The organism is Nonomuraea sp. ZG12 (genome assembly GCF_052068115.1).
In the GTDB taxonomy this organism is placed as follows: domain Bacteria; phylum Actinomycetota; class Actinomycetes; order Streptosporangiales; family Streptosporangiaceae; genus Nonomuraea.
The window spans coordinates 146,372-172,763 of sequence record NZ_JBQHCW010000016.1 but is presented as its reverse complement, the minus strand read 5'-3'; the positions used below and the strand labels follow the sequence as shown (position 1 = coordinate 172,763).

Annotated in this window: 35 protein-coding genes and 1 tRNA gene; 17 read left to right on the top strand and 19 right to left on the bottom strand. The window is 69.1% G+C overall.

Annotation, left to right across the window (positions count from 1 at the left end):
* Positions 1 to 20 precede the first annotated feature (20 nt).
* The 7 genes from ACTMTF_RS33650 to ACTMTF_RS33620 form a co-directional block, all read right to left on the bottom strand.
* Complete coding sequence (locus ACTMTF_RS33650) at positions 21 to 356, bottom strand: ArsR/SmtB family transcription factor (protein WP_397015947.1); 336 nt, start codon at positions 354 to 356, stop codon at positions 21 to 23.
* Positions 353 to 805 (bottom strand): SRPBCC family protein, encoded by a 453-nt coding sequence (locus ACTMTF_RS33645; protein ID WP_441114288.1) that lies wholly within the window; start codon positions 803 to 805, stop codon positions 353 to 355. Before ACTMTF_RS33645 ends, ACTMTF_RS33650 begins: the two co-directional genes overlap by 4 nt.
* A gap of 125 nt (positions 806 to 930) precedes the next feature.
* Positions 931 to 1,236, bottom strand: a complete 306-nt coding sequence (locus ACTMTF_RS33640; RefSeq protein WP_441114287.1) for a YbaB/EbfC family nucleoid-associated protein — start codon at positions 1,234 to 1,236, stop codon at positions 931 to 933.
* A 3-nt stretch (positions 1,237 to 1,239) separates the two neighbouring features.
* Positions 1,240 to 1,623 carry a YbaB/EbfC family nucleoid-associated protein gene (locus tag ACTMTF_RS33635; protein WP_441114286.1) on the bottom strand — a complete coding sequence of 128 codons (384 nt, stop codon included), beginning with the start codon at positions 1,621 to 1,623 and terminating at the stop codon, positions 1,240 to 1,242.
* Positions 1,620 to 2,474 (bottom strand): hypothetical protein, encoded by an 855-nt coding sequence (locus ACTMTF_RS33630; protein WP_441114285.1) that lies wholly within the window; start codon positions 2,472 to 2,474, stop codon positions 1,620 to 1,622. Before ACTMTF_RS33630 ends, ACTMTF_RS33635 begins: the two co-directional genes overlap by 4 nt.
* A gap of 12 nt (positions 2,475 to 2,486) precedes the next feature.
* The gene (locus tag ACTMTF_RS33625; RefSeq protein ID WP_441114284.1) at positions 2,487 to 2,756 is read right to left on the bottom strand and encodes a hypothetical protein; all 270 of its coding nucleotides are present in this window, start codon (positions 2,754 to 2,756) and stop codon (positions 2,487 to 2,489) included.
* A 46-nt stretch (positions 2,757 to 2,802) separates the two neighbouring features.
* Positions 2,803 to 3,315, bottom strand: a complete 513-nt coding sequence (locus tag ACTMTF_RS33620; protein ID WP_441114283.1) for a hypothetical protein — start codon at positions 3,313 to 3,315, stop codon at positions 2,803 to 2,805.
* Positions 3,316 to 3,431: 116 nt separating this feature from the next.
* On the opposite strand from ACTMTF_RS33620, the gene ACTMTF_RS33615 reads away from it, so the two are divergent.
* Positions 3,432 to 3,614, top strand: a complete 183-nt coding sequence (locus tag ACTMTF_RS33615) for a hypothetical protein (protein WP_441114282.1) — start codon at positions 3,432 to 3,434, stop codon at positions 3,612 to 3,614.
* A gap of 12 nt (positions 3,615 to 3,626) precedes the next feature.
* Here ACTMTF_RS33615 and ACTMTF_RS33610 read toward each other — a convergent pair whose 3' ends face one another.
* Entirely contained in the window at positions 3,627 to 4,673 is a 1,047-nt protein-coding gene (locus tag ACTMTF_RS33610; RefSeq protein ID WP_441114281.1) for a GntR family transcriptional regulator, read from the bottom strand.
* A gap of 130 nt (positions 4,674 to 4,803) precedes the next feature.
* On the opposite strand from ACTMTF_RS33610, the gene ACTMTF_RS33605 reads away from it, so the two are divergent.
* Together ACTMTF_RS33605 and ACTMTF_RS33600 are read left to right on the top strand one after the other, a co-directional pair.
* A complete protein-coding gene (locus ACTMTF_RS33605; RefSeq protein ID WP_441114280.1) occupies positions 4,804 to 5,400 on the top strand; it encodes a GNAT family N-acetyltransferase in 597 nt (198 codons plus the stop codon).
* A gap of 29 nt (positions 5,401 to 5,429) precedes the next feature.
* The gene (locus ACTMTF_RS33600) at positions 5,430 to 6,344 is read left to right on the top strand and encodes an alpha/beta hydrolase (protein WP_441114279.1); all 915 of its coding nucleotides are present in this window, start codon (positions 5,430 to 5,432) and stop codon (positions 6,342 to 6,344) included.
* Between the two features lie 48 nt (positions 6,345 to 6,392).
* Here the strand turns inward: ACTMTF_RS33600 and ACTMTF_RS33595 are convergent, their stop codons facing one another.
* The gene (locus ACTMTF_RS33595; protein WP_441114278.1) at positions 6,393 to 6,776 is read right to left on the bottom strand and encodes a VOC family protein; all 384 of its coding nucleotides are present in this window, start codon (positions 6,774 to 6,776) and stop codon (positions 6,393 to 6,395) included.
* A 157-nt stretch (positions 6,777 to 6,933) separates the two neighbouring features.
* Between ACTMTF_RS33595 and ACTMTF_RS33590 the strand changes: the two genes are divergently transcribed.
* Together ACTMTF_RS33590 and ACTMTF_RS33585 are read left to right on the top strand one after the other, a co-directional pair.
* Positions 6,934 to 8,103 carry a glycosyltransferase family 4 protein gene (locus tag ACTMTF_RS33590; protein WP_441114277.1) on the top strand — a complete coding sequence of 390 codons (1,170 nt, stop codon included), beginning with the start codon at positions 6,934 to 6,936 and terminating at the stop codon, positions 8,101 to 8,103.
* Positions 8,104 to 8,136: 33 nt separating this feature from the next.
* Complete coding sequence (locus tag ACTMTF_RS33585; RefSeq protein ID WP_441114276.1) at positions 8,137 to 8,895, top strand: PIG-L family deacetylase; 759 nt, start codon at positions 8,137 to 8,139, stop codon at positions 8,893 to 8,895.
* 33 nt (positions 8,896 to 8,928) lie between these two features.
* On the opposite strand, the gene ACTMTF_RS33580 is transcribed toward ACTMTF_RS33585, so the two are convergent.
* From ACTMTF_RS33580 to ACTMTF_RS33565, 4 genes are all read right to left on the bottom strand, one after another.
* Positions 8,929 to 9,297: a VOC family protein gene (locus tag ACTMTF_RS33580; RefSeq protein WP_441114275.1), complete on the bottom strand. Its 369-nt coding sequence runs from the start codon at positions 9,295 to 9,297 to the stop codon at positions 8,929 to 8,931.
* A 12-nt stretch (positions 9,298 to 9,309) separates the two neighbouring features.
* Complete coding sequence (locus ACTMTF_RS33575) at positions 9,310 to 9,687, bottom strand: VOC family protein (RefSeq protein ID WP_441114274.1); 378 nt, start codon at positions 9,685 to 9,687, stop codon at positions 9,310 to 9,312.
* Positions 9,688 to 9,800: 113 nt separating this feature from the next.
* The gene (locus ACTMTF_RS33570; RefSeq protein WP_441114273.1) at positions 9,801 to 10,919 is read right to left on the bottom strand and encodes a S1 family peptidase; all 1,119 of its coding nucleotides are present in this window, start codon (positions 10,917 to 10,919) and stop codon (positions 9,801 to 9,803) included.
* Positions 10,920 to 11,041: 122 nt separating this feature from the next.
* Positions 11,042 to 11,632, bottom strand: coding sequence for a TetR/AcrR family transcriptional regulator (locus ACTMTF_RS33565; RefSeq protein ID WP_441114272.1), 591 nt, complete (start codon positions 11,630 to 11,632; stop codon positions 11,042 to 11,044).
* A gap of 66 nt (positions 11,633 to 11,698) precedes the next feature.
* On the opposite strand from ACTMTF_RS33565, the gene ACTMTF_RS33560 reads away from it, so the two are divergent.
* The 8 genes from ACTMTF_RS33560 (at position 11,699) to ACTMTF_RS33525 (ending at position 18,189) form a co-directional block, all read left to right on the top strand.
* Positions 11,699 to 13,492, top strand: coding sequence for an MDR family MFS transporter (locus ACTMTF_RS33560; protein ID WP_441114271.1), 1,794 nt, complete (start codon positions 11,699 to 11,701; stop codon positions 13,490 to 13,492).
* A gap of 86 nt (positions 13,493 to 13,578) precedes the next feature.
* Positions 13,579 to 13,989, top strand: coding sequence for a hypothetical protein (locus ACTMTF_RS33555; RefSeq protein ID WP_441114270.1), 411 nt, complete (start codon positions 13,579 to 13,581; stop codon positions 13,987 to 13,989).
* The gene (locus ACTMTF_RS33550) at positions 13,986 to 14,228 is read left to right on the top strand and encodes an SPW repeat domain-containing protein (protein WP_441114269.1); all 243 of its coding nucleotides are present in this window, start codon (positions 13,986 to 13,988) and stop codon (positions 14,226 to 14,228) included. Before ACTMTF_RS33555 ends, ACTMTF_RS33550 begins: the two co-directional genes overlap by 4 nt.
* Before the next feature lie 63 nt (positions 14,229 to 14,291).
* Positions 14,292 to 15,020 (top strand): M15 family metallopeptidase, encoded by a 729-nt coding sequence (locus ACTMTF_RS33545; protein WP_441114268.1) that lies wholly within the window; start codon positions 14,292 to 14,294, stop codon positions 15,018 to 15,020.
* A 12-nt stretch (positions 15,021 to 15,032) separates the two neighbouring features.
* Entirely contained in the window at positions 15,033 to 15,182 is a 150-nt protein-coding gene (locus ACTMTF_RS33540) for a hypothetical protein (RefSeq protein ID WP_441114267.1), read from the top strand.
* Between the two features lie 222 nt (positions 15,183 to 15,404).
* The gene (locus tag ACTMTF_RS33535) at positions 15,405 to 15,890 is read left to right on the top strand and encodes a hypothetical protein (RefSeq protein ID WP_441114266.1); all 486 of its coding nucleotides are present in this window, start codon (positions 15,405 to 15,407) and stop codon (positions 15,888 to 15,890) included.
* A gap of 334 nt (positions 15,891 to 16,224) precedes the next feature.
* Positions 16,225 to 16,587, top strand: coding sequence for a beta/gamma crystallin domain-containing protein (locus tag ACTMTF_RS33530; RefSeq protein ID WP_441114265.1), 363 nt, complete (start codon positions 16,225 to 16,227; stop codon positions 16,585 to 16,587).
* A gap of 204 nt (positions 16,588 to 16,791) precedes the next feature.
* Complete coding sequence (locus ACTMTF_RS33525) at positions 16,792 to 18,189, top strand: hypothetical protein (RefSeq protein WP_441114264.1); 1,398 nt, start codon at positions 16,792 to 16,794, stop codon at positions 18,187 to 18,189.
* Here the strand turns inward: ACTMTF_RS33525 and ACTMTF_RS33520 are convergent, their stop codons facing one another.
* Positions 18,190 to 19,098, bottom strand: a complete 909-nt coding sequence (locus ACTMTF_RS33520; RefSeq protein ID WP_441114263.1) for a glycoside hydrolase family 43 protein — start codon at positions 19,096 to 19,098, stop codon at positions 18,190 to 18,192.
* Positions 19,095 to 19,991 (bottom strand): hypothetical protein, encoded by an 897-nt coding sequence (locus ACTMTF_RS33515; RefSeq protein ID WP_441114262.1) that lies wholly within the window; start codon positions 19,989 to 19,991, stop codon positions 19,095 to 19,097. Before ACTMTF_RS33515 ends, ACTMTF_RS33520 begins: the two co-directional genes overlap by 4 nt.
* Before the next feature lie 340 nt (positions 19,992 to 20,331).
* Between ACTMTF_RS33515 and ACTMTF_RS33510 the strand changes: the two genes are divergently transcribed.
* Positions 20,332 to 20,715 (top strand): hypothetical protein, encoded by a 384-nt coding sequence (locus ACTMTF_RS33510; RefSeq protein ID WP_397015885.1) that lies wholly within the window; start codon positions 20,332 to 20,334, stop codon positions 20,713 to 20,715.
* A 128-nt stretch (positions 20,716 to 20,843) separates the two neighbouring features.
* Here ACTMTF_RS33510 and ACTMTF_RS33505 read toward each other — a convergent pair whose 3' ends face one another.
* Positions 20,844 to 21,596: a DUF4352 domain-containing protein gene (locus ACTMTF_RS33505; RefSeq protein ID WP_441114261.1), complete on the bottom strand. Its 753-nt coding sequence runs from the start codon at positions 21,594 to 21,596 to the stop codon at positions 20,844 to 20,846.
* A 164-nt stretch (positions 21,597 to 21,760) separates the two neighbouring features.
* Between ACTMTF_RS33505 and ACTMTF_RS33500 the strand changes: the two genes are divergently transcribed.
* The gene (locus ACTMTF_RS33500; RefSeq protein ID WP_397015881.1) at positions 21,761 to 22,102 is read left to right on the top strand and encodes a VOC family protein; all 342 of its coding nucleotides are present in this window, start codon (positions 21,761 to 21,763) and stop codon (positions 22,100 to 22,102) included.
* A gap of 78 nt (positions 22,103 to 22,180) precedes the next feature.
* On the opposite strand, the gene ACTMTF_RS33495 is transcribed toward ACTMTF_RS33500, so the two are convergent.
* Positions 22,181 to 22,477, bottom strand: coding sequence for a hypothetical protein (locus ACTMTF_RS33495; RefSeq protein ID WP_441114260.1), 297 nt, complete (start codon positions 22,475 to 22,477; stop codon positions 22,181 to 22,183).
* 263 nt (positions 22,478 to 22,740) lie between these two features.
* On the opposite strand from ACTMTF_RS33495, the gene ACTMTF_RS33490 reads away from it, so the two are divergent.
* Positions 22,741 to 23,586, top strand: a complete 846-nt coding sequence (locus ACTMTF_RS33490) for an NUDIX hydrolase (RefSeq protein WP_397015877.1) — start codon at positions 22,741 to 22,743, stop codon at positions 23,584 to 23,586.
* Here the strand turns inward: ACTMTF_RS33490 and ACTMTF_RS33485 are convergent.
* On the bottom strand, positions 23,569 to 23,895 hold the full coding sequence (locus ACTMTF_RS33485; protein WP_441114259.1) for an STAS domain-containing protein: 327 nt from the start codon (positions 23,893 to 23,895) through the stop codon (positions 23,569 to 23,571). The genes ACTMTF_RS33490 and ACTMTF_RS33485 overlap by 18 nt on opposite strands.
* Positions 23,896 to 23,946: 51 nt before the next feature.
* Between ACTMTF_RS33485 and ACTMTF_RS33480 the strand changes: the two genes are divergently transcribed.
* A tRNA-Ser gene (locus tag ACTMTF_RS33480) sits at positions 23,947 to 24,033 on the top strand.
* Position 24,034: 1 nt separating this feature from the next.
* Here the strand turns inward: ACTMTF_RS33480 and ACTMTF_RS33475 are convergent.
* On the bottom strand, positions 24,035 to 26,347 hold the full coding sequence (locus tag ACTMTF_RS33475; protein WP_441114258.1) for a nucleotide-binding protein: 2,313 nt from the start codon (positions 26,345 to 26,347) through the stop codon (positions 24,035 to 24,037).
* Positions 26,348 to 26,392: the final 45 nt, after the last annotated feature.

Here is a 26,392-nt window from a genome sequence, read left to right as displayed (position 1 = left end):
TTCCTCTTTCCTGTCTGCTTTCACTGGTCCTTGCCGCGCTGGATCGTCTCGGCGATCCGCTTGATGCGCCGGAGCCTGGCGTCCCACGCCGCCCCCACCGAGGACAACTGAGCGACCGCGCGGGCGAGTTGCGCCTCGTCCACCCGGTACCTCCTCTCCCGCCCGGCGGGCGAGGCGTGCACCAGGCCGACACGGCCGAGCACGCCGAGATGTTTCGCGATGGCCTGCCGCGTCATGGGCAGCCGCTCGCTGAGGCTGGTGGCGGTGCCGTCGCCGTCCGTCAGGAGCAGGTCGAGCATCCGCCGGCGGGTCGGGTCCCCGATCGCGGACCACAGGTCGTCGTCGACCACGGTCATGGCGTTGACACCAGCCGGGCGAGGTACGCCCCCAGCCGGGGAACGAAGGTGTCCCAGCCGGCACTGTGCTCGCGGTACTGCTCCTCCAGCTTGGCCGCCTCCCAGCCCATCTCCCGGAACCCGCTCTCGGTGAGCCGGATCCTGGTGCCCGTGCCGGACGGGGTGAGCTCGAAGGTGACCAGCAGCGAGGCGGTGTCGTCGTCGGCCTTGCCACCGGGATAGCACCAGCGGAACGAGAACAGCCGAGGCGGGTCGGCCTTCACCACGGTGATCGGGACGACCTCCGCCCTGTCGCCCCAGACGAGCTCACCGACCGCGCCTGGCACCGCCTCGATGTCGGCGGCGTCGGACCACCATTCAGTGATGTGCTCGGGGCGGCTGACGACCTCGAAGGCCACCTCGGGCGAGGCGTCGACGTGGATCTCCCGCTCGATACGGCCGTACTCCATACTCTTCACCTTTCGCAACACGCAACGTTCGGTTGCGCATCACGTTACCGCGCGACTCCCCCGATGCGCAACCACAAGTTGCGTATCGGGGCACGGGCTCGCAGGTGAAGCCGTACGGGATGGATCTAGGCGAGCCTGCCGGGGGTGGGGTGCAGGTCGGCGAGCAGGGCGGTTCTGGAGGTCGCCGCAGCCTCCTCGGCCGTGGTGATCGCCGCCAGGATGGCGGCGGCGAGGTTCGTCGCGTCCAGCCGTCGCCTGCTGCGCGGGGAGATCTCCAGACGCTTGAGGGTGCCGAGCGCGTCGGTGACGGCCACGATGCCGCCCTGGTCGGCCCGGCCGGAGAACTCGGCGGCGCTCCACTCCTCCGCCCTCGCCTCCGCCCGCTCGGCGGCGGCGATCAGCGCCTCCAGCCGCGCCTGTGCGTCCTCCATCGCTCACTCACCCCTCAGCACGTTGCGGATGTAGCCTTCGAGCGGGTCGGCGGCACTCGCGCCGCCCGGCCCCGTCAGGCCTTCGACGACCTTCTCCAGCCGCTCCCCCATCGTGTGGTGGGCCGCCACGATCGCCTCCTGGACGGCCTGGGCGAGCTGGAGATGGTCCAGGTCACGCAGGCGGCGCGGGTCGATGGACAACGCGCGCAGGCGGCCGGTGCCGGACACCTCGACGCGCACGACCCCGGCCGGGTCGCTGCCCGTCAGCCGCTCCTCCTCCAGCTCCCCCATCGCGCCGGCCAGCGTGCGGGCCCAGCCGTCCGCCTCGCGCAGCAGCCCGGTGACCTCGTCCGGCCGGCCCTCGGCGAACGACTCGACGTGCCTCATGCGGAGTTCTTGGACGCCGGGACCCAGTAGTCCTTCAACTGCGCGGGATCCGAGATCGCGGGCGTGAGGCTGAGCTCACGTGCCCCCTGATCCGGGTTACCGGCCTTGTAGAACGCGCCCTTCAGGTCGTTGAGCTTGAGTTCGAGCTTGTTGAGGTCGCCTTCGTAGGAGTTGTACACGTCGGCGAACTGCTTGATCAGGTTTCCGATCGCGCTCATGAACAGGCCCACCTGGGTCATCAGGGTGACCCTCCCCACCGGGTGCGCGCTCAGCATGGCGACGGTACGCAGCATGGGGGCGGAGGTGGCGTACAACCCGAACACCGACAGGTCGTACTCCAGCACCTCCTTGTACTGGCTGTGCATGGCGCTGCTCATCTCGCCGGAGACCTTGCCGAGCTGGGCGTACAGGCCGTTGACGTTGAATCGGACGTACTGCTGGAGAGTCTCGACCGCGTCGCCCCTCCAGTTGGGGGAGATGTCGTCGAAGAAGGACCGCCAAAGGTCGGAGCGGCTGCCTTCCAGCAGCCCGGCCATCTCCTTCCACTGCTCGCGCCGGTCGTAGAACAGGAAGGGGTTGCCCAGGTTGAGGGTCGCCGCCACGTCCAGCGCGAGCGCGGCCATGCCGAGCCCGGACATCGCCATCGCGCCCCTGGTGGACTGGCGCAGCGGGTTCAGCTCCGTGATCAGCTTCTTGTAGAAGCCGGGGTCGGTGCGGGGCTGCGGGGCCCCGACCGTGAGAGTCCGCTGCACGGCGCCCCTGGCGTTGGTGATGTGCAGCTGCTGGGCGGCCGGGGGCGTGCTCTGGCCCGGCAGGATGAGCTTCGCCGGTTCGCCGGGCGGGGTCGACATCGCGGGTTCCTCCTACTTGATGGTGCTGGCCCGCTGGGCGGCGACGTAGTTGTCGGCGGCCTTGGAGACCTTGCCACTGTCGGTACGCAGCACCTCGGTGAGGATGCCGGCGCTGTCCCGCCAGGTGTCGGTGATGGTGTTGAACCGGCCGACGAACATCAGCCCGACGATGGGCACGCCGGCCATGGGGGCCAGGTTCCAGCCCTCGAAGCGGGGGGTCCGCTGCCTGACGGTGTCCACACCGGTGGCCGAGTCGTCCATGGTGCCGGCGAACTTCCGCACGTGCCCGGCGTCGACCTCGTACCCTCCCTGGGCGCCGCTCGCGCGGTCACCGGCGTCCGGCGGCGGCGCGGACGGAGTGCGTACGGCAGCCGCCGGCTGCGCGCGGAGGGCGGGTGGGAGGCAGGCGGGCGGCGGGCACGCGGGGGTGTGCGGGCACGGGCTCACCAGCGACTGCGACGGGGTCGGGGCGGGGGGCGTGGCCGACGGATGGGTCGGTGTCGCTGACGGTGTGGGTGAGGGCGTCTCCGACGGCGTCGCTGAGGGCGTCGCTGACGGTGAGGGCGTCGACGACGGTGTCGGCGAGGGTGAGGGCGTCGCCGTCGGCGTCGCTGACGGCGTCGGCGAGGGTGAGGGCGAGGGCGTCGCTGACGGTGTCACAGACGGTGTCGGTGAGGGGGTCGGTGACGGCGTCAGCGACGGTGTCGGCGAGGGTGAGGGGGTCGGTGCGGTGCTCGGAGCTGATGCCGACGGGCCCGGGGAGGGGGTCGGCGAAGCGCTCGCGGGCGGCGCACTGGCCGTAGGGGACGGTTGATCGGTCGACACTGGCTCTTTCTACCAATTACGGGAACAAACCGACCGCCACTCCTGGCCCGTTTCGGCGGTCGGCGGCGAATGTTCAACCGCATGTCACCTGCGTGTACGTAGATATACGACGGGTCTTGGGTTTTGCCATCGGTGGCCGCAACCGGCATCGCCGACGGCAGGTCGGCCGAACTCGTCCGCACCCGCTACTCCGCCGGCGACGTCGCCCGCCTCCTGGTGCCGGCGAGGTGGGACCGGCCCGCCGAGCACATCACCCAGCATCTCCGGGTCCTCATGTCGGGCACCGTCGACGACCTGGAGAAGATCGCGCAATAAGGGCGGCGGCTCTCACCGCCGTTCCAGCATGGCGGCGAACCCGTCCAGGTGGCGGGCCAGGCTGTACTCGAACAGCCCGTCCAGGTCCGACACCGTCTCCTCGGGGACCGTGGCCAGCAGGGGGAACCGTCCGCTGCCGAGGAGTTCGCCGGCTCGTGTCCGCTGTGCGAGCCACCATCGGGTGAGCGTCATCCCGGTCTCCTGCTCCGCTTCGACTTCGTCGGCCATGGTCAGGGCAACGGTGATGACCAGCGCGGGCAGCGTGAGCGCCTCTCGGATCCGGGTGGTCATGGGCAGCCCGAGCCCGTCGAGCGCGCGCAGCGTCCACTCGGTGTGGGCCATCATGTTGGGCACGAGCAACGGGCGCGTGAACGAGACGGCCCTGGGCAGCCAGAGATGTCGCCGGCTCAGCTCCCACTGCCGGCGGGAGACCAGTTCGAGCTTGGCCCGCCACCCTTCGGGGCCGGGGGTGGGGAGCTCTGGCTCGCCGAAGACCTCGTCGACCATCTGCGTCACCAGCTCGTCCTTGTGCGCCACGTGCCGGTAGAGCGACATCGGACCGACGCCGAGCCCGGCCGCGAGCCGCCGCATGGACACGGCGGCGAGCCCCTCGGCGTCGGCGATCGCGATGGCGGTGCGGAGAACATGGTCACGGCTCAGGGCCTGCCTGGGGGCACTGTCAGCCTGCCTGATGCCGTCGTCCGGCTTGGCGACGCTGCCAGCCGGCTTGGCGATGCTGTCGGCCCGCTCGGGGATGCCGTCGGGCGGCTTTTGAGTGCTTCCGGCTGGCTTTTGGGTGGCGCTTCCGGCCGGCTGCTTCTGGCCCGCGCGTGCGCTGACCACCGTACCGGAGCCGACCTTCGCCTCGACCAGCCCTTCGTCGCGAAGCGTCGCCATCACTCTGGTCGCGGTGGCGACCGCGACGCCCCACCGCTGCGCGATCTGCCGGATGGAGGGCATGCGATCGCCTGGCCGCAGGTCGCCGGTCAGAATCCGGGCACGGAGCTCTGCGACGATCCGCCGGTAAGGCGGATCCGGCCGTTGCGTTGACGACGGCATGGGTGGCGCCTCGATTCCTTGGTGCTGTCGTTGTACCTGGCACAAGTGTACTAGTTCATTTCCCAGCCCACTAGTGCACTTCTTTGGCCGATAAATCGCGATTTTTCCGGTGCATCAATACGATGTACGCATGGCACTAGATACACCGTACGCACCCGTACGGCAGGCGAGTGACGCGGACCGGCAGGCAGTGCTGGACGTCCTCACCGAGGCGTTCATGAACGACCCCCTCACGTGCTGGCTCTTCCCCGAAGCAGCCGACCGGGGTCGTCTCCAGGCGCAGTTCTACCGCCCCCTGCTCGCCCATCCCGCCGCCGAGGCCTACCTGACCGACGGTCACGAGGGCGCCTCGGTGTGGCTGGCACTGGCCGCAGGCCAGCCGGCCCACGACGAACGTCCCGCATCGGACGCGGACTTCGGCGAGCACGGCGAGCGCCTGCAGACGCTAGGACAAGCGCTCGCTCACCGGCACCCCGACCGCGAACCGCACCTCTACCTCCCCTGCATGGGCGTGGTCGGCGGCCGGCAGGGCGCCGGACTCGGCTCGGCGATGCTGCGGCACCGCCTGGCGCGCGCGGACACCGACGGGCTCCCCGCCTACCTGGAGGCGAGCTCGCCCCGCAGCCGCGCCCTCTACCTACGGCACGGCTTCGAGAACCTCGGTGAACCGGTACGGGTCGCCGACAGCCCTCCCCTGTGGCCGATGTGGCGCCACCCCCGCCACTGACCACCGACGAATCCAAGGAGACAACGACGATGACAGCGAACCACGAAGCAGAGACCGGCAGCACCCCGCTGACCTCCGATCACCACCCTGATCGGCGCCCGCCGACGCTGGTGTTGATCCACGGCACCAACTCCTCGTCGTCCTGGGCCTCGGGGCTGATGCGCGAGCTCACCCTGCGCGGCCACCGAAGCGTGGCCGTCGACCTCCCGGGACACGGCGACGAAGCGTTCTATCCCCGCGCGTACCAGGCCCCGCAGGACCTCCAGGCACTGGCCACCGAACCGTCACCGCTCGCCAAGATCACCATCGACGACTACGTCGAACGCGTCGTGGACGTGGTCCGCCGCGCCCGCCGCCACGGACCGGTGATCCTCGCCGGCGCCAGCCAGGGCGGCGTCACCGTGAGCAGAGTCGGCAACGCCATCCCCGACCTGCTCGACCGAGTCGTCTACCTCGCCGCGTACTGCTGCGTGGACCTGCCGAACATGGTCGCCTACCTCACCACGCCGGAGAACGCCGACAGCCTCCTCCCCTTGGTGGAAGCGGTGAAGGTCGCCGACCCAGCGCTCCTGGGCGTCAACCGCCTCAACTGGCGCTCAGCCGACCCGGCGGTCTTCCACGCCGTCAAGCAGTGCCTCGCCGGCGACTTCACCGACGACGCCGTGAGCCGGCTCCTCAACATGCTGGAGCCTGACGAAACCGCCACCATCCCCATCGCCGAAGCCCGCGGCGAAGCGCACACCTGGGGCCGAATCCCCCGAACCTACGTGCGCTTCACCCTCGACCGCCTGATCCCACCCGCCCTACAGGACCGTTTCATCGCCGAGGCCGACCGCCTCACTCCCGACAACCCGACGGACGTACGAAGCGTCGCGGCACCCCACGTCGGCCCCTTCGACCACCCCGACCTGGTAGAAATCTTCACCGACCTCCTCACCCGCTGACGCACGGCACGCCCGGACCCGTCCTAGGTATGGGTGACCACGCTCGGATCAAGACATGGCGGCGCGGTCGGATTCGCTGCGCAGGACGCAGAACTCGTTGCCCTCAGGGTCGGCGAGGATGGCCCAGCCCGCGCCGTCGGGCTTCCGGTGGTCGGCGACCAGGGTGGCGCCGAGGGCGAGCAGCCGTTGGACCTCTTCCTCGCGCGAGGTCTCCGGACGCAAGCACAGGTGGATCCGGTTCTTGACCGTCTTCACCTCCGGCACCTGGTTGCAGTGCAGCACAGGACCCTCCGGCAGCAACATCACCTGGGTCTCGTGGTCACCCGGCCTGTCCTCCGGATGCAGGGGACGGCCGGTCACTTCACTCCAGAAGCGGGCGAGCCGGTAAGCGTCCGCACAGTCGATCGCCACGTTCTGCACCACCGAGACCATGCGCAGGAGTCTGCCAGAGCGCCGCCGTAAGCCGACCCGTCCGCCTGCACGACCCGGCCGGCGCCTACATCCGGATCACCGGCACGAGCTGACGTACTCCGGTTGCCAGGGAATTGCCAGGTGGGATGGGTAGCCTGCGCGGCGTGAGGTGCTCGGGATGAAGATCCGATACATGCTGTTGCACGCCTACGGGATGGGCGGCACCATCCGTACGGTGGTCAACCAGGCCAATGCCATGGCGGCCGCCGGGCATGAGGTGGAGATCGTCAGTGTGGTGCGGCGGCGGACGGCGGCGCAGTTCGCCATCGACGCGCGGGTGAAGCTGTCGGCGCTGGTGGACCAGCGTCAGGGGGTGGCGGCCGATTCGCTGGCGCGCAAGGTCTGGCGGCGCGCGCGGGGGAAGATCGTGCCGTACGGCGAGTTCGCCGCCGGATATTTCACCGAACGGGTGGAGCAAGCGGTCATCGACTACGTCTCCTCGCTCGATGACGGCATCCTGGTCACCACCCGGCCGGCGCTGAACCTCATCTCGGCACGCCGCACCCCCGCCACCGTGAAGAGGGTGGCCCAGGACCACATGAACCTGGGCTCCTACCCCACCCCCGTGCGCGAGCAGATCACCCGCCACTATGGCGGCTTCGACGCCGTCGTGGTGCTCACCGAGACGAGCCGGACCGAATATCGTGACGCGCTGCCCGGTACGCGGATCGTGCGCATTCCCAACGCAGTCCACATGGCCGGGCGCGAGCACTCCGAGCAGAGCGAGCCGGTCGTGATCGCGGTGGGCCGGCTGGTGCCGCAGAAGGGCTTCGGCATGCTCATCAACGCCTTCGCCGAGGCCGCGGCCGACCATCCGGAGTGGCAACTGCGCATCTTCGGTACGGGTCCGAACAAGGAGCGGCTGGAGGCCAAGGCGGCGGCGAGCGGGCTGGGTGACCGGATCCGGCTGATGGGCCGCAGCGACCGCATCCACGACGAGCTGGCGCGGGCGTCGATCTACGCGCTCAGCTCACGGATCGAGGGGCTGCCGATGGCGATGATCGAGGCGATGGGCCACGCCCTGCCCGTGGTCGCGTTCGACTGCCCGACGGGACCCGCCGACGTGCTGACTCCCGAGGTGGACGGAGTGCTCGTACCGCCACGAGACGTGGACGCGCTGGCCGCCGCGCTGCGGCGGGTGATGGGCGACCGCGAGCTGCGCCGGCGGCTGGGGGCCGCCGCGGCCGTGACCGCACACGATTACGCGCCGGAGGTCGTGATGCCGTTGTGGGAGGATTTGTTCGCCTCGCTGGGCAGTGAGGCGCCGGTCGGCGGGAGGGCCCGCTGACAGGCGGCGGCTCGTTCCAGGAGAGGACTCGTCGTGGGGTTAGCTGTCATGGCCGTCCATGCTCACCCGGACGATGAGGCGATCTGGACGGGCGGGACCCTGGCACGCTACGCCGACGAGGGCGCCAGGACGGCAGTGGTGACGTGCACCTGGGCCGAGGGGACCGTGCGGGCCGGGGAGCTGGAGCGTTCGCTGGACATTCTCGGCGCGGGCAAGCCGAGGCTGCTGGGTTACGCCGACGCGCGTAACCCGGCGTCCGCGTCCGGCCGCCCCCGCTTCGTGGACGTGCCGCTGGACGAGGTCGTGGGCCGGGTGGTCGAGCACATCAGGGACTTCAGACCCGATGTGCTGCTCACGTACGACGGATACGGCTCCTACGGACATCCCGACCACATCCACGCACACCGGGTCACCATGGCCGCGGTCGAGGCGGCCGGGTATGACCAGCTCTACCCCGGTACGGGCGACGCGTGGCGGGCGCGGGCCCTCTACCTGTCGACGGTGCCGCGCTCTGTCGTGGCGGCGCAGTGGGAGGCGGTGTTCGGGACGCCTCCACAACCTGGCCAGAGCCTGCCCGGCCTCCCGGATGACCAGGTCACCACCCATCTCGACGTCGCGCCCTGGGCCGAGCGGAAGTGGGCGGCCATGCACGCGCACGCGTCCGAGGTGGAGCGCGGCGCGTCCATGACCATGATCACTTCGCTGCCGGAGCCGGCCCGGGCCCAGATGCTGTCGAACGAGTGGTACCGGCGCCTCGCCTGCACCGGCCCGTCGGAGACCGCCCTGTCCTAGGCCGTCAGCGCAGCCGCATCAGATGGGGGACCACTACTCCTGAAGGACGGACAGGACGTTGCCCGCCGGGTCGGTGAACCAGGCGATCAGCGGGCCCCCGCCACGGAAGATGCCCTTCTCGTCGGCGTCCATCCCCTCGTAGCGCTCGAAGCGAACCCCTCGCCGCACCAGCTCGTCCACCGCCGCGTCGATGTCGTCGACGGGGAAGTTGAGCACGGTGTACGTGGCCGGCGAGTGGTTGTCCTTCGGGTAGACCAGGATGTCCCGGTCTCCGGCGATATGCAGGGTCAGCATGCCGTTCTCCTCCGACACCTTCAGCCCGAGCGTCTCGCCATAGAACGCTCTGGCCGCGGCGATGTCGTCAACGGAGAACCCGCTGAACGCCCTGGTCGTGCCGAACATGATCGACCCCCTTCACATGCCCGCGCGGTGCGCTTCGCTCAGCTCGATGATCTGGACGTAGTTGCCGTCCGGGTCGATGGCGGTGGCGAACAGGCTGCCGTCGCGGTCTTCCAGCTCCGCCAGCCAGGTCACGCCGAGGTCGTTCATCCGCGCGACCACGGCGCGGGCGTCCGGCACATCGAAGTTGATGATCATCCTGCCGGGCTCCGGATTCTTGTCCCCGACGTCCGCCCGCGTGTCGATGAACAGGTGGAAGTCTCCGAACCTGAGCACCCCGTAAGCCGCGACATCGGCGTTCTCCGCCGGCTCCAGCGCGGTGACGTACCAGGTACGCAGGCGCTCGGGGTCGGTGCTGGCGAGAAGCATGCTGCCTAGAACTGGCCGTTTCATACCGTTCCTCCTGTCGGTCGACGTGCTGTCAACCATGGAGACTCGGCGGGCGGCCGAAACTCATCGCAGCGTGCCCGGCGCGGTGCCGGACACGCTGCGTCAGAGGTACGGGGTCAGCCTCTGGTGAGGGTCAGACCATAGGTGGAGAGGATCTCGTTGACCGGCTGGTGGTACGTCGTGCCGCCGACGGTGCAGTTGCCCGAGCCGCCGGAGGTGACGCCCTGGGCCTGGCTGCCCGAGATGAACGAGCCGCCGGAGTCACCCGGCTGCGCGCACGCGCTGGTCCGGGTCAGGCCGGTGACCCTGCCCTGTGGGTAGGTCACGGTGGCGTTGTGCTGCTGGATGGTGCCGCAGCGCCAGCCGGTGGTGGAGCCGGAGCGGCAGATGGACGAGCCGACCGACGCCTGCGTGGAGCCGGTGACGGTCACCCGGGAGCCGCCGGAGCCGCGTACGTACGGGGTGGGGTTGTTGCCGGGGGCGGCGACCCAGGCGTAGTCGTTGCCCGGGAACGAGGAGCCCTGGAAGGTGCCCGTCGGGTTGGTGGTCCGCGCGCCCTGGGTGCCACAGTGACCTGCGGTGACGAAGCCGGGGGTGCTGCCGCGGGTCACGGAGAAGCCGACGCTGCACCGGCTGTTGCCGATGTAGAACGGCGAGCCGCCGATGATGTCGATGTACGGCTTGGGGGTCTCGGTGGTCGCGGCCGTCTTGACCGCGCTCTTGTCGACGCCCGCGACGTCGACCAGCGCGTCGGCGGCCTCCTGGGTGGCGGCGAGGACGGCGACGGTGTTGGTCGTCACGTCGACGTACCACAGCGCCGCGCCCTGGCTCTTCTCCGCGGCCTGGTCGAGCTGCTCCACGACGCCGTTGAGCTGAGCCAGCGTACGCGAGACGACGACCGGCTCGGCGCCCTGGGACTTGATGGCGGCCGTGGCGGAGGCGTCGGTGGTGGCCACCATGAGCTTGGAGGCGTCGGCGTTCAGCCATGCTCCGCCGTAGGACGCGCCTAAGGAGGTAGTCAGACCGGCTTCGGTGGCGGCGGCGCGCCGCTCGTTCGCGAGCCGGGTGACGACCTGCTGCTCGTTGAGCCCGAGGTCGCGTTCGAGCGCGTCGATCACCGCGGGTGGGGTGGACGGGTCCGCCTGGGGGGCCGGGTCGGCCATGGCGGCGTGGAGAGGAGTTGCGAGGCAGGCCACGATGGTGGCTCCTACCAGCGCACAGCGTTTACCCAACATGTGCACTCCTTGAAGGGGGGTGCTGTCAAGTTAACGGCTGGTACGCAACCTGAGAGGCTCCCAAACGACCCCTATTTCGGTCTTATGGTCGTACGGCACGACGCACTGTGGCATGACCGGAACTAGCCGCGAAGGCAGATCTCGAACATGGCGGTCAGCCGAGCGACGTCGGCGGGCGTGGGCGGTTCGGGACCGAACGTGCGGCGCATGCTGCCGATGCCGAGGAAGAGCATGGTGGCCATCCGGGCGCGGGCATGCGCCTCGGGGTCGTCGCCCAGAACCTCGACGATCGGCTCGACGAAGGCCATCCGGAGGCGTTCACGTACCAGAGCCTTGACCTCGGAGTCCTGGGACGAGTGTTCGAGCGAGCGCAGGATGCGGCTCTTCGGGTCGTGGTTCATGCGCTTGGCGGCGTATTCCGCCAGGCGTCCGGCCAGGCCCTCGGGGTCGCCGTCGAGGATGCGGCGGATCGTGGGCTCGCCCTGCAGGACCTCGCCGAACAGCCCGGCCTTGGAGCCGAAGTAGCGGCCCACCAGGGCGACGTTGGCCTCCGCCTCGGCGGCGATCATGCGCACCGTCACGTGCTCGTAGCCGTGCTCCGAGAACAGCGCTCTGGCCGCCGCCAGCAGTCGCTGCCGGGTGGCCTCGCGGTCCCGCGGTCTGACCGCGTCCGCTAGCTGGCCTTCCATGCTCGGGATCGCCTCGCTCTTCATGTGAGGAATATATCTACTTGCCGCGCGGCTAGTAAACGAGCGTATACTCCTAGGGCGAGTCAGTAAATGAGGGGATGTGGTGTCGCGGTGGCGCAGCGGCAGTACACACACCGCGAGATTCTCAAGATCATGGCCGGCCTCATGCTCGCCATGCTCACCTCGATGCTCTCGACGTCCGTGGTGGGCACGGCCCTGCCGACGATCGTGGGAGAGCTCGGCGGGCAGGAGCAGTACCCGTGGGTGGCGTCGGCGACCATGCTGACGATGACGGTGTCCACGCCGCTGTGGGGCAAACTCTCGGACGTGTTCGGCAGGAAACTGCTGTTCCAGACCGCCCTGGGGCTGTACGTCGGGGCCTCGCTGCTCGCCGGCCTGTCGCAGGACATGGGACAGCTCATCGCCGCCCGCGCCGTACAGGGTCTGGGGGTGGGCGGTCTGTCGGCCCTCGCCCAGGTGATCCTCGGCGACATCGTCTCGCCCCGCGAGCGCGGCCGCTACTCCGGCTACATGGGCGCCGTCTTCGGCGTCGCCACCGTCATCGGGCCGCTGCTCGGCGGATTCCTCGTCGACGCCGACTGGCTCGGCTGGCGCTGGTGCTTCTACGTGGGCGTGCCGCTCGCGATCATCGCGGCCGTGGTGATCCAGCGGGTGCTCAAGCTGCCCGTGGTCAAGCGTGACACCACGATCGACATCTGGGGCGCCACCGCCATCACGACCAGCGCGAGCGCCCTGATGCTGCTGCTGACCCTCGGCGGCCAGCAGTTCGCGTGGAACTCTCCCTGGTCCTACTTCCTCGGCGCCATCACCCTGCTCGCGCTGGCCCTGGCCGTGCTCGCCGAGCGCACCTCCGCCAACCCGATCCTGCCGCCCCGCCTGTTCCGCAACCGCACCTTCCTGCTGACCGGCACCGCCTCCCTGTTCGTCGGTGTCGCGATGTTCGGCGTGTTGATCTACATGCCGCAGTACCTGCAGATCGTCAAGGGGATGAGCCCCACCAAGTCGGGGCTCATGACGCTGCCCATGGTGGTGGCCATGCTCATGGCGAGCATCACCTCCGGCAAGATCGTCACCCGGACCGGGAGATGGAAGCACTTCCCGGTGGCCGGACTGGCGCTGGTGACCGTCGGCCTGTTCCTGCTGTCGCGGCTGCACGTGGACTCGACCGAGTTGCTCATCGGGTTCGACCTGGGCGTGCTGGGCCTGGGGCTCGGCCTGACCATGCAGATGCTGATCCTCGCCGCGCAGAACGGCTCCGAGGTGCGCGACATGGCCTCCACCACCTCAGGCGTGTCGTTCTTCCGGGCGCTCGGCGGGGCCATGGGTGTGGCCGCGTTCGGCGCGATCCTCAACGGCCGGCTCACCTCCGAGATGGCCGAGCTGGCTCGCGCCGCGCATCTCACCCTGCCCGAGGGCGCCATCTCCCTGGGCAGTCCCGAGGAGATTCACCGGCTGCCGGAGGCCGTCAGGACCATCGTGCTGGAGTCGTTCACCCGCGGCCTGGAGACCGTCTTCCTGGTGGGCGTGCCGATCGCGGTGCTCGGCTTCCTGGCGGTGCTCTTCCTCAAGGAACTGCCGCTGCGAGGCAGCCCGGAGGCCGCTCCCGTGTCCCCGCCGCCGCCTCCGCCGTCCAAGGAGGACCTCGTCCTGGCCGGGCTACTGCTCGAACTCGTCGCCCAGCGCGTCGACCGGGCCGGCGACCGGCCGTCGGCGCTGCTCACCGCCGTGGCCAGGATGGCGCCACCCGACGACCGGCCCGAGCGCGAACGCGCCCGATCGGTGGCGCAGAACGTGCTGCGCCCCACCTCCCGTGCGCTGATCGAACAGGCCGCGCCACCACGGAAAGACCTCGTGACCTCATGACCCTGCGACCTCGTGACCTCATGCCCCTGCGACTTCGTGTTCGTGACTTCGTGACTTCGTGACTTCGTGACCGGAGGGACTCCCCGATGATTCGCACCTTCATGGGCGCTGTCATGGCAGGTCTGGCCTTCATGGCCGGGCTGTGGTTGATGATCGCGCCGTTCGCCCTGGGCGCTCAGCCCGAGAACGCCTCCTGGAGCAGCGCCACCACCTCCCAGTTCTGGACCGGGCTCGGCGTGGCCGTCGTCGCACTCGCCGGGGTGGCCGCCTTCGTCATCGCCATCCGGGACGAGCTGGTCACGCGAGGGCTGGTGGAGGCACGCAAGCCCGAGCCCGAACCCACGCCCCCGCCCGCCGCCCCCTCCCCTGAAACGTCTTCCTCCGAGCTGGCCACGTTGCTCGCGCCGCTCGTCGAAGCGCTGCGCGAGGACCTGAACCACCGTCCCGGCCGCCGGAACGGGTCGGCTCCGCTGGTCGGGACGGAGGAGAACCGGTGAAGGCCCGGCTCGGCGTCTGCGCCCTCGTCCTGCTGTTCCTGGCCGGCCTCTGGCTGGTCGCCTCGCCGTTCGTAGTCGGCTACCAACCTCCCGGCGCCGCCTACACGGCCGCGACGGTCAACAACCTGTGGGTGGGCGGAGGGCTCGCGGGGCTCTCGTTCGTCACCCTCGTGTTGTACGCGGCCGACGCGCTGCGCGAGCTCACCACCCGGGGCAAGCACTCCGCCGCCGACTCGTAGAAAAGCCGTGCCGTACGGACCCGTAACGGCTTGACCTGGAAAGACGTGGCATATGGTGGCCAGATGAAACGTGCTGCCGCCATGGCGTTCGTGGTGCTCGCGTCCGTTTCGTGCGGCGGGCAGGGGCCGGCCGCGTCCTCGGAGCAGAGCCCACCAGCCTCGCCCACGATGCCCGCCACACCCACCACTACCGCTCCCACGCCTTCCCCGGCCCGGACCGAACCACCCGAGTTCGAGGCCAAGGTGACCAAGGTCACCCGGGACCGGCTGCCCCACTCCTGGCGTGAGGGATGCCCGGTCCACTACCGCGACCTGCGGCTGATCACCATGTCCTACTGGGGTTTCGACAACAAGCCTCACACGGGCGAGCTCGTCGTACGCAAGACCGTCACCGACGACATCGTGCAGGTCTTCGAGAAGCTGTACGACTGGCGCTGGCCGATCCGGCAGATGAAGCTGGTCGACGCCTACAAGGCCGACGACTTCGACTCGATCGAGGCCGACAACACCTCGGCCTTCAACTGCCGCCGCGCGACCGGCTCAGGCAACTGGTCGAACCATGCCTATGGCGAGGCCATCGACATCAACCCCCGCGAGAACCCGTACGTCACCGCGGACGGCGACACCGCCCACAAGAACGCCGAGAAGTACACGGAACGGCCCGTGAAGGGCAAGGGCGTGATCAATCCGGGCGACCGGGTGGTCCGAGCCTTCCAGCAGGTCGGCTGGGAATGGGGCGGCGACTGGGCCGGCACCAAGGACTACCAGCACTTCAGCAAGGGCGGCGGCTGACACCTGGGCCCGATGGCGACGATGTGGCAGGACGTCAACCGCTCCCACGCCCGCATCCGCGCGCTCGGCGAGCGCGCCCTCGCCACGCTGAAGACCTGGAAGGTCCTGCCAAACTGCGCTGCCACCCCCGCCGAGGCCGAGGAGTATGCGAGCCCGTCCTAGGCACTCGCCGACATCGACCGCATCCAGATCGTGTCACTGCTGGCCAGACCGTCCCGGGGACACGTCCCGCACTCCGGTGAGCAGACGCCACCCGCGAGCTGACGGGTGTGTCCCCGGGTGAGGGCTGTGTCAGGTGGCGGACGGACAGGGGAAGCGCATCTTCCCACCACCGTACGCACGACGGCTGTGACCTGCTGTGACTCGTTTCGAGCCCGTAGTTCCGTGATCTATGTCGCATTTTTCCGCCGAACTTCCCGTGTCGTCCCTGCATCGAACACTGCAAAACCGCCGAGTGCGGATAACAACAAGACAAGGGAAACGATGGAAATGCGTAAGATTCTCGCCACTGCCGCTACTGCCGCCACCGCCGGCATCATGGCCCTCGGCCTCGCCGCCGCCCCCGCCCAAGCCTCCACGACCACGCCTATGGGCAGCTGTACCGCCCTGAGAATCGTCTATACGGACTTCGATGCGGTCGACGTGGCGGCGGCGATCGGCAACAGGGACGGCCTGGTGAGTAAGGCGGATTTGCGGGCTGCCGCAGCTGGTAGGAATGGCGCGTCCCCCCTACTGCAGCAGGCTGCGAACAAGGTGAGAAGAAGTCATTGGTTCGACGACATGGACGTCTACGGTCAGCGCAGATCCGCCGCCGACGGCCTCATCTCGCGCGACGACCTGAGGGGATATTTCAACTTGCATTGCCGGTAACCCCGCACCGAGGCGGAGGCGGCACAGGGCACGTCGGCCCCTGCTCACCCGCCGGTGAATGAATGCTCCTGATTCTCAGCCTGCCAGTGCCCGACGGCCCGGCAGGCTGTCACTTGAGCCCACCGCCCTCTTCAGTAGGTGGCGCGGGGCCCGTCGTCCAGGCCGATGGCCGGCGTGGTGCCCCTGACGTGCACGGTAAAGACCTGTCCGGCGGGTGGGGGATGTGATCCATTCGTACGTTGCGTCGGCGTGGCTATAGTACCTCTACATCCGAGATCGTATTCCTGTAACCGACGCAGTCAATTGCACGCGACCGGCACCGAAAGAGTGTACTGTGAAAGCCTTCAAGAAAGCCGTCGTTACGGCATCCGCAGCGTTCCTCTTACCCCTCGTCACCGCCGCAGCCGCGCCCGCGACGAACACCACCGAGTGCAACAACCGCACGGATCTCGTCGTAGTCGAGCACCAAGGCGGCGTCACGTGCTTCGCTAATCCGGGGACGATCTCTTACGAACTCCACGGAGTCAAGCGACTCTCGATGGGAAACAACAGGGTCCAGGTCGCTTGGGAGAGCAACGGGACCTACCATACTCAGACATATGATAAATGGGTCGTGGTCACCTCGCAGACGCACGGTGACGGCACGCCGATCGGACCGGCTTTTCAGCGAATCTACCAGCTTTGGCTTATGCCTTAATTCCCTTCCTGGCACCGCTGATCTCCCAATTTCGCGTGGCTTAATCGCGACCTGGCTCGGCCCGCGCCGCGCCAGGTCGTGCACGTAGGCACATTGGATCCTCGCGCGGACGGGAATTAGCAGGCGCGGAACGCTATACCGGCGACATACCGGCGATCCCTACGCTGGCGATCCCTCGCCTACGGATCGTGTTGAAGGAACGTCGTGCCCCGTCCTGTGCTGGTAGTGGTCGTTGCCCTGCTGCTGTCGATGCTCCCCGGTGTGTCCCACGCCGCTGCCCCTGGTGTGGTGGGGACTGCGGGAAACCTCATCCGGGAGGAGGAGCCGCGGGGTGACGGGATCAGGCACATGGACACCAAGGCGATGATCACGGCGTTGAAGGCTCTCAACGTGAACACCTACGTCTACCCGCTGGCCGGTGGCAATGATCACTGGGACGACCTGCACAAGGAGTTCCTGCCGGCCGCCGCGGCCGCCGGGATCGACGTGTGGGCCACGGTGTACGCACCGAGCCAGGCGAGCTTCTCCCGGCCTTACAAGCACGACTACGTGGCCTGGTCTCGCGAACTCGCCATTCTCTCCAAGAACCACCCGAACCTGGTCGGCTGGACCGTGGACGACTACGGCTTCGATCTCAAGACGTTCACCCCGGCGTACGTCAAGCAGATGCGTGCGGCGGCCAAGGCGATCAACCCGTCCTTCAAGTTCATCCCGACGGTCTACTACAGCCAGTTCACCGACACGTTCGTCGCCGAGCAGGCCCCGCTGCTGGACGGCGTGATCTTCCCCTTCCGGGACGAGCCGGTCCGGGACACGGCGTGGACGTGGAGCCTGTCCGCCCAGGTCAAGCAGCTGGCCGAACGCCTGCCCGACACCGACGTCTACCTGATGCCGTACGCCCATCCGCTGAGCCGCACCGCCTTGAAGCCGACAGTGGCCTACGTCGAGGCGGTCACCAAGAAGGCGCTCGAACTCGTTCGCACGGGCGAGCTCGCCGGGGTCGTGCAGTACAAGCTGCCCTTCATGTCCCGTGACACCGGGTGGACGCGGCCCGCGACCGACAATCTCGCCCGCACCGGCCAGGGACGGCTCAGCTTCGTCGTCGAGAACGCGAGTCCCACGAAGACCGGGATGTGGTGCGGCGCCGCACGGAAGGCTCAGCTCACGCCGGGCGCGCCCAAGTACACGGTGAGCTTCTGGCATCGGGACAGCCGCGAAGCCGGCAGTCCGGCCGGCTATCACATGAAGCAGCTCCTCCTCAACGGCAAGGTGGTCTGGGAGCAGGACGCCGCCACCGATCCTTCCTCGTGGCGGAAGGCCACAGTCGACCTGACGGCCAGGCTGACCGGAGCGACGAGCGCGACGCTGCAGTGGCGGCTGTACGAGCGCAATGGCGTGAGCAACTACTACGTCGACGTGCGCGTGGACGACATCGCGGCCACCGGCCTGCAGCTGAACGACCCCGGCGTGGAGAACGCCGTCAACTGGACCGCCGACCTGGTACGGCAGGGCGGCCCCGTCCACTGCTCCGCCCAGGTCTACCACCAGAACTACGGCGCGGACCTCGGCGCGCGCATCGCCAAGCTGTACGCCGCCGGATGATCACGGGCTCCCGCCGACGACGGGGCGGTCGTTCGCCCAGCCCAGATCCGCCCTGTACATCCAGCGTGCCTCGCCCACCCAGCCGTGGAAGAAGATGTGGTCGCCGAGCACGTCGGCGCCGCCGGGGCCCTGGACCGCCTTGCCGAGGGTGAGGGTCGTCATCAGGGGCTGTGAGGCCTTGGTGAAGGGGCCCATCAGCGAAGGGGAGACGGCGTAGCCGGTGAAGTAGCCGTTGCTGCGGTACGCGCCGCCCGCGTAGAAGAGCACGTACTGGGTGGGGCGTTTGACGAGCACGGGTGCTTCGATGATGCCGGCTTCGTCCTCGCGGTCGTTGCGGATCAGCTCTCTGCGGGGGCCGACGAGCGTGACCCCGTCGGCGCGGACCTCCTGCAGCCAGATGATCGTGGGCTTCTTGGGATCCAACGCGTTCCCGTCATTCTTGTAGAGCAGGTACCTCTTGCCGTCGGTGTCGGTGAAACTCGCCGGGTCGATGTCGCCGCCCTCGCCCGTGTCACAGACGAGAGGGCCGTCGCCCAGGGGACGGAACGGACCGAGCGGTCCGTTCGAGAGCGCGGCGCCGATGCACCTCGGGCCCGGTTCGCGGATCGGGGCGGCGAAGTACATGAGGTATCGACCGTCCGCACGCCGGGAGACGTCGGGCGCCCAGAATCCGCCCTTGTCGGCAGCCCAGGACGGCTTGACGGGCAGGGCGTCCCCGCGGACGGTCCACGGCCCCGTGGCCGAAGGCGCGTCGGCGACCGGGATGACGCCCGCCGAACTGCTGGTGGAGTAGGCGTAAAACGTGGAGCCGGCCTGGATCACGTCCGGGTCGGGGAAGTCGGTGGCGATGACGGCCGCGGGAGCCGCCATGAGCACGGCCGTCAGCAGAAGGGGAAGTGGCCAGGTCATTCGATGCTCCCCCCTGCTTCCGAATAGGAGAAGGTACGGCTGCCGCGGAAGGTCTGGCCGGTGATGTGGTAATCGTGCGCGGCTTCACTGTCGGTATGGCCAGGACCGATGTCGACCGTGTCAGCCGTCGACCACGCGCCGTTGATCTGGTGCTGGACGACGTAGCGGAACTCGTTGAAGTCCCAGAGCGACGACACGAACGTGTTGACGATGGTCAGCGAGCTACGGCCGGCGGTCAGACGCGCCGGAAGGTCGGCGCTCTGGTAGCCCCACCCGGCGCTGCCCAGCAACGGCTTCCACTCTCCGGCCGGAGCTCCGTTCACGGTGATGGCGGCACGTTGCTGGGGGACGTTGGCGTCCAGGAGACGGATCAGCCGCACGCCGGTGTTGGCCGGGGCGACGCTCACGGTGAAGCGGCTCGAACCGCCGGGGCCGAAGGCGCGGCCGTCGTCGGTGATGGTGCGCGGCCTGCCCCAGAGGCCGCCGGCGACAATGGCCGCCGAGATGGCGAGCACGGAGAGCATGGCCAGCACCAAGAGAGGCGTCCGTCGTCGCCGACGCGAGGCGGGAGGCACGACGGTATCCGGCATCGGCCCCTGATGGGCTGCACGGTCGATGGCAGCCGTGTGGCCCGGCTCCGTAGGCGCCGCGGTGGACAGGTGCGCGATCCGCACCCGCTCCCACGCCCGCTCCCACGCGGGCAACTGGTGCTCAGGAACCCGGCACGCTCTCAGAAACGCCATCATCACGGCCTTCTTGGGAAAGCGCCGCCCGGCCAGCATGTCCGCGCAGGTGGCCCGCGGCAGCCGGGTCCCGCCCGCCCGGTCCGCCCGCGCCTGCAACTCCCGCAGCGAAGCGTCCGCCCGCGCGAACTCCTCGGTCAGCAGCTTCACCAGGTCCTCGTGGGAGTTGACCGCCCCGACCGCGGACGCGCCACCTGACCGAAGATCGCTGCCACCGTCCAGGTCTCCGCTCACCGGCCCTCGACCCTGCCTGCCCCTGGCCTGGGCCGCCTGCCCACGCTTGACCATCGCATAGCCAAGAGTGTACGCGTAGCTACTCAACGTGTCCGAGCGTGGCTCCGGCCTGGATTGTTCTGGCCGAGTCTGTCCGCGCCCCTGTTGGACAGCACGACCGCGCCATTTTGCTGATGCTCACGGGGGATGCGACCACCCGGTCCCCCCGATTCCCACCTCATGCACGACCACCTCATGCACGACAAGGAGCAGCAAGATGCGCAACCAGAACCGCCGGCCTTCGCTTCGCGGAACGCTCGCCACGCTCGCGGCCACCGCCACGGTCGCCGTCACCCTGTCGGCCGGTCCCGCCGTCGCCTCCACAGGGCAACACCAGGTCAGGGCGGTCCCCTGCCCTTCCGGCAACGTGTGCGTCTACCCGGACGCCACGCAGAACGGCCGGCCGGCGATGTACTTCCGTTACGGGTCCTACAACTTCAGCAACGTGTTCGGGACCCGCCTCATCATCAACAACCAGACCGGAGGAGCCGGCTTCCGACTCTGCACGGCTTACGGCGGCCAGAACTGCGGCCCCCGTATGAACCCCGGCACCTACCGCGTCAACCTCTCACCGATCAACTCCATCCTCCTCGAGCCGTAACCTCCCTTCCCGGCGATCCGGTCAGGCGGACTTCCTCAGGCCCGTCTGAGGAAGTCCGCCTGACCGGGCGCCTCATCGACCGGGCCTCCGCGAGATCCCCTCGACCTTCAGGCGGGGCTTCAACGGTCTCAGCTGAGCGCCCACTCGCCCTTCTGATCAGCGAACCCGCTGTTCAACGCGAACTGGAACTTGGCCGGCTGCGCCGACTCCGGCACCTCGAACACGATCACACCTTTACGAGAATCGCCCATGTTGATCGTCGAGGTGCCGCCGAACGCTTGCCCCTCCCCCACGTCGGAATAGGTAGGCCGGAACTGCTGACCTTCACCGTCGATCAGCGTCGCGCCGTTCGTGGGAGAGTCGTCGTACACCGCCTGACCGGAATTCGCCAGCGTCAGCTCGATGGCGACCAGCTTGTTGCCCGTCTTCGGCTTCGAGTACTGATCCGGAGTGGCGGGATTCACCACCTTGGTCAGCGTCACCGTCATCTTCAGCCCTGGATCGATCCCCGCAAGGGTGAGGGCTCCCCCGACCGCCGCAGCGGACGACTGGGCCTCGGCCGCTGATTCAGAATCCTCCGTTGGCACGGCATTCGACTCCGGCTGACGTGACGGCACGACCTGCGCAGGCGGATCAGCCTCCGTCACCACGGCCCTCTGTCCAGCATCGGCCAGCACCAACACCACGGCGGCGCACCCGCCCAGGAGCAGGAGCGGCAGTCCCACCACGAGCAGCACGATCAGGCCGGTGTTGGTGCGGCGAGGCGGCGGGCCCGAGGGCTGCTGACCGTACCCATACTGCGGCTGGGGCCCGCTGTACCCGTACGGCCCTGACGGCTGCTGTTGCCCATACGGGTCCTGCGGCTGCTGCGGATAACCCACGGCGCGACTCCAGTCGTAGAGGGATTGCCCGGTGGGACGCCCCAAGCATGCGCCCGGTTGACACGCAACACCACCGCATGTCCACTGACACCGAGCCCACCGATGAATTCCCGACGCCGCCGGAGTCTGTATCAGCAACACATCGAGCACATGCGGAGAACGACATGGCGTTGGACCTCTTTGCCGGCATCCCCGTCACCGACTACGCCGCGGCGCTGCCGTGGTACGAGCAGTTCTTCGGCAGGAAGCCGTCTTTCCTGCCGAACGACATCGAGGCGGTGTGGGAGGTGGCCGAGAACCGGTACATCTACATCGTGCAGGAGCCGGAACGGGCGGGGAACGCCCTGGTGCTGTCGTTCGTCGACGACCTGGACGACCGGGTCGCCGAGATCGCCCGGCGGGGCATCGAACCGACCGAGCGCGAGACGTACGACGGCGGCGTGACCAAGGTGATCTACCGGGACGCGGAAGGCAACGAGATCAGCTTCGGCGGCGCCCCGGGGTGACGCCACCGCGAACCTGACCACGGATCAGCGACACCGTCCAGAGGGCCGGCCTGGAGCAGGTCGAGGCAGGCCGCGATCTCAGCCGCGCGTGCGGATCAGCATGACCAGCCCGGCGATGAACGACCCGATCAGGACCGGCGACAGGATCGCGAGGCCGCCCCACACGACAAGGCCGAGATAGCCGAGCGCGGACGAACTGTATGTCGCGTCGGCATCAGCGGCCGCGAACAGCCCCAGGCCGAGGACGACACCGACCACCGTAAGCGCGATCGGCGTCCACAGGAGCACGTGGGCCCACACACGGTACCTCCGACTGTAGACACGCCGGGTCGACGGCACGTTCGGCTGTGGGGGATGCCCGACGTACTCGCTCATGCCCCATTTGTACCAGCTCCCGTTCCCGGGCCGACCGAGTCGTTCTGACCTGCATCTCCTCCAGCAGTCGCGCCCAGGCGCCGTCCTCAAGGCACGTCAGATACGCAACGACCTGCCTAACGGGTGGGTGGCAAGGGGCGCGTGACGCCAGACCTGGCCGCCGACCCTGGCATCCCGGCCGTCAGTGGGTACGGTCACAGGAGGTACGGGTCCCCCAACGGCGAGGGTAGGACCTCCGGCGAGGCGGCTGAGAGGATCACGGCATGGCGGACAAGGACGGCGACGGCTGGACCGAGTGTGCTCAGGGGCACCGGCACTGGGGGGTGCACGGCGCGTCCGGGCTGCTCGCCGTACACCACGACGACCTCGGCACCCCGTACGTGCTCATGCAGAAACGCGCTTTGTGGAGCCATCACGGCGGCACCTGGGGGCTGCCCGGCGGCGCCCGCGACAGCCACGAGGACGCCGTGGCGAGCGCGCTGCGCGAGGCCCGCGAGGAGGCGGCGCTCGGTGCCGACGGCCTTCGTGTCCAGGGCGTCTACCGTGACGATCATGGCGGGTGGGCGTTCGAGACGGTGATCGCCGAGTCGGCGAGGCTGCTGGCGGCCGTGTGCGCCAACAGCGAGAGCGACGAGCTGTGCTGGCTGCCGCTGCCCGAGATCACGGACCGGGTGCTGCATCCGGGCTTCGCCGCGACGTGGGACAAGGTCCAGCTCGCGATCAATCCGGAGTCCGTGGTGCTGGACGTGGCGAACATCGTCGGCGCCCAGGCCGAGAAGGGCTGGTGGAACGACCGGCAGGGCGCGGCCACCCGGCTGCTGCGATCGGTGGCGGGGATGAGGCTGACGCATCCGACGCTGGTGCAGTGGTACCCGCGCATGGTGGCGGTGGTCGAGGGCGCAGCGAAGGGCGTGCCGGACATCCCGGGCATTCAGGTGGTGGCGGCCACGGGCAGCGGCGACGACGCGATCGTGGGCGTGGTGAAGCGGGCCCGGCCGTGGGAGCGGATGCTCGTCGTCACCGCCGACCGGGGGCTGAAGGAGCGGGTGAGCGCGCTCGGCGCCGAGACCGCCGGCCCGAAGTGGCTGCTGTCACAGCTGAGCGGGTAACACCTCGTCGAAGACCGCCTTGAGTCCCGTCACGTCGAGCACGCGCTGGAGAACCCCGTGCACGCCGGTGAGGGTGACCGACCCGCCGCGCTCGGCGACGCCGCGCTGCAGCTCGACGAGCACCCACAGGCCACTGGAGTCGCAGAAGGTCAACCGGCTCGCGTCGATCACGACGTCGAGCCGGCCATCTGCCGACAGCCTGCCCAGGCGCTCCCTGAACGCCGGAGCGGCGACCTTGTCCAGCTCACCGTCCAGGCGCACGGTGACGGTTTCCTCGGCACGCAGAACCTCGAAGCTAAGATCCGCCACCACTTGAACGTACACCGGCGCCACCACAGCCGCTATCGTTGTGTGCGCACTGGAGGGTTCGCATAGTGGACGAGTGCAGCCGCCTTGAAAGCGGCCAGGTCAGCGATGGCCTCGTGGGTTCGAATCCCACACCCTCCGCTCACTCCTGGGTGCCGGCGAACCCATCGCCGACATAGGCGGCCAGCTGGAGATACGCCTCCCTGGTTGACTCCTGCAGCCGGTCCAGGTCGATCTCCGCGCCCTCTTCCAGGTGCGGGTCGTACGGCACGCGGATCACCGCACGGCACCTGGCGGCGAAGTGGGCCTCCAGCTTCTTGATGTCCACGGCCGACTTCGATCGTGGCCTGACGCTGCACAGCACCACGGTCGCCTCACGTACGAGATGGCCGTAGTGATGGGCCTCCAGCCAATCGAGCGTCGCAGAGGCGGCCCTGGCGCCGTCCACGGACGGCGAGCTGACCAGCACGATCTGGTCGGCCAGGCCGAGCACGCCGCCCATGGCGGAGTGCAGCAGGCCGGTGCCGCAGTCGGTGATGCAGATGGAGTAGAAGTTCTCCAGCACCTGCGACACGGCCTGGTAATCAGCGCCACTGAACGCCTCGGACACCGACGGGTCGCGGTCGGAGGCCAGCACCTCCAGCCGTGACGGGGCCTGCGAGGTGAACGCCCTGATGTCGACGTACCTCTTGACCTGCTCGTGCTCGTTGAGCAGATCGCGCACGGTGGCCGAGGTCTCCAGCACCAGCTTGTCCGACAGCGTGCCCCGGTCGGGGTTGGCGTCGATCGCGATGACGCGGTCGCCGCGCATGTGCGCGAGCGTCGCGCCCAGGCCGACCGTGGTCGTGGTCTTGCCGACCCCGCCCTTGAGACTGAGTACGGCCACCCGGTGGTGACCGGCGGCCACCGGGGTGCGCGCTCTGGTCATCAGTTCGCGGCGGCGCCTGACCTCGGGCGGTTCGCCCGGCTTGATCCAGCCGCCCGACGCCTTGAAGATCAGCCGGCGCCAGCCCTTGGACGGGGCGTTGCGGCGGCCGCGCAGCAGCGTCTCCGGGTCGAGGCTGTCGGCGCTCGGCCTGCCGGTGACCGGCGGGCGAGGCGGGGCGTTGAACACGGGGATCGGCGCCGGGCGGTGACGCGGCTCCACCGAGCGCTGGAACTCCGGCGCCTGGCGGTGTCGCGGCTCGACGGCCGGACGCTGCGGCTCGTCGAAGACCGGTGGAAGCTGCCCGAAGGCGTGCTGCGGCTCGTCGGCGGGCCACTGAGGCTCGACGGGCGGACGCTTGGGCTTGTCGTAGGTCCGCGGGGAGTTGCCGAACGGAGGCGTGGGCTCGTCGAAGTCCTCCCGAGGCTCCCCGAACGGACGCTCGGCCTCATCGAGGGCGCGCTCGTCCGAAGACGGCCGAATCGGCCGCTCAGGCTCGTCGAAAGCCCGCTGCGGCTCCCCGGAGGGAGACTTGGGCCGGTCAAAAGCAGGACGCGTGGACTCATCGAAAGCCGGACGCTTGGGCTCGTCGAAAGCGCGCTGGGGTTCGTCGAAAACCGGACGCTTGGGCTCGTCGAAGGCACGCTGGGGCTCGTCGAAAACCGGACGCTTGGGCTCGTCGAAGGCGCGCTGGGGCGCGCCGGCGGGGCGCTGGGGCGCTTCGGCGGGGCGCTCGCCGAAAGGCCGGCGCGGCTCGTCGAAGTGCCGCCGGGGCTCCTCGAAGATGTGCCGTGGCTCGTCCACAGGCCGCTGCGGGGCGGCGGGTGGCGGCGTCTCGGCGAGCGGCTCGGCCCTGAGCCCTTCGGCCCGCCCGATGGCCTCCTGCGGCCCGGTGTCCTGCTCGGCCTGATCCCCCTGCGCCTGCTCCTGTACGGCCGCCTCACCGGACGCCTCCGCCGACCGCGCCCATTCGGGCGGCAGCGGCCACGGCAGGTTCTCCTCCGTCTGCTCCTCGAGCTTCGCCTGGCCGGGCAGGGGCAGCATCGAGTACGTGTCGGTGTCGTCGGGACGAGGCAGCGGCCTGAGCGGCGCCACGAACGCGTCCTCGGCCGCCTTACCCAAGCTGGTCGGCGGGCCCAGGCTGGTCGGCGGGGCGGCGGGCTCGTCCTTGACGACGGGCTCGTCCTTCGGAGCCGGCTGGTCCAGGAAGGTCAGCTTCGCGTTGAAGGCGGGCCGGTCCTCGGCGGCGGCCCTGTCCGGCCACTCACCGGGCGCGCTCTCCGCCTCGGAAGCCTGCTCGGCCGCCGCCGCGCCGTACACGGAGTCGATCGCGGCGCGGAACAGCGGCGGGGGTGGCGCGTCGTGCTGCGGGACCGACGCCCAGGGGTCCTGAGGGTACGGCGAGGCGACGGAGTCGTCGGCCGGCGCGGACGAGGCACTGACCTTGACCGGGACTTCTTCCGTCTCCTTGATCGCGTCAAGCCAGGCTAGCTGTTCCTCGAGCGATTCTTCTCGATCGTGCCTTGCCACCGTGTTCCCCCTCGGGTGGGTCTAAAGGGGCAGCAAATTCTCTCG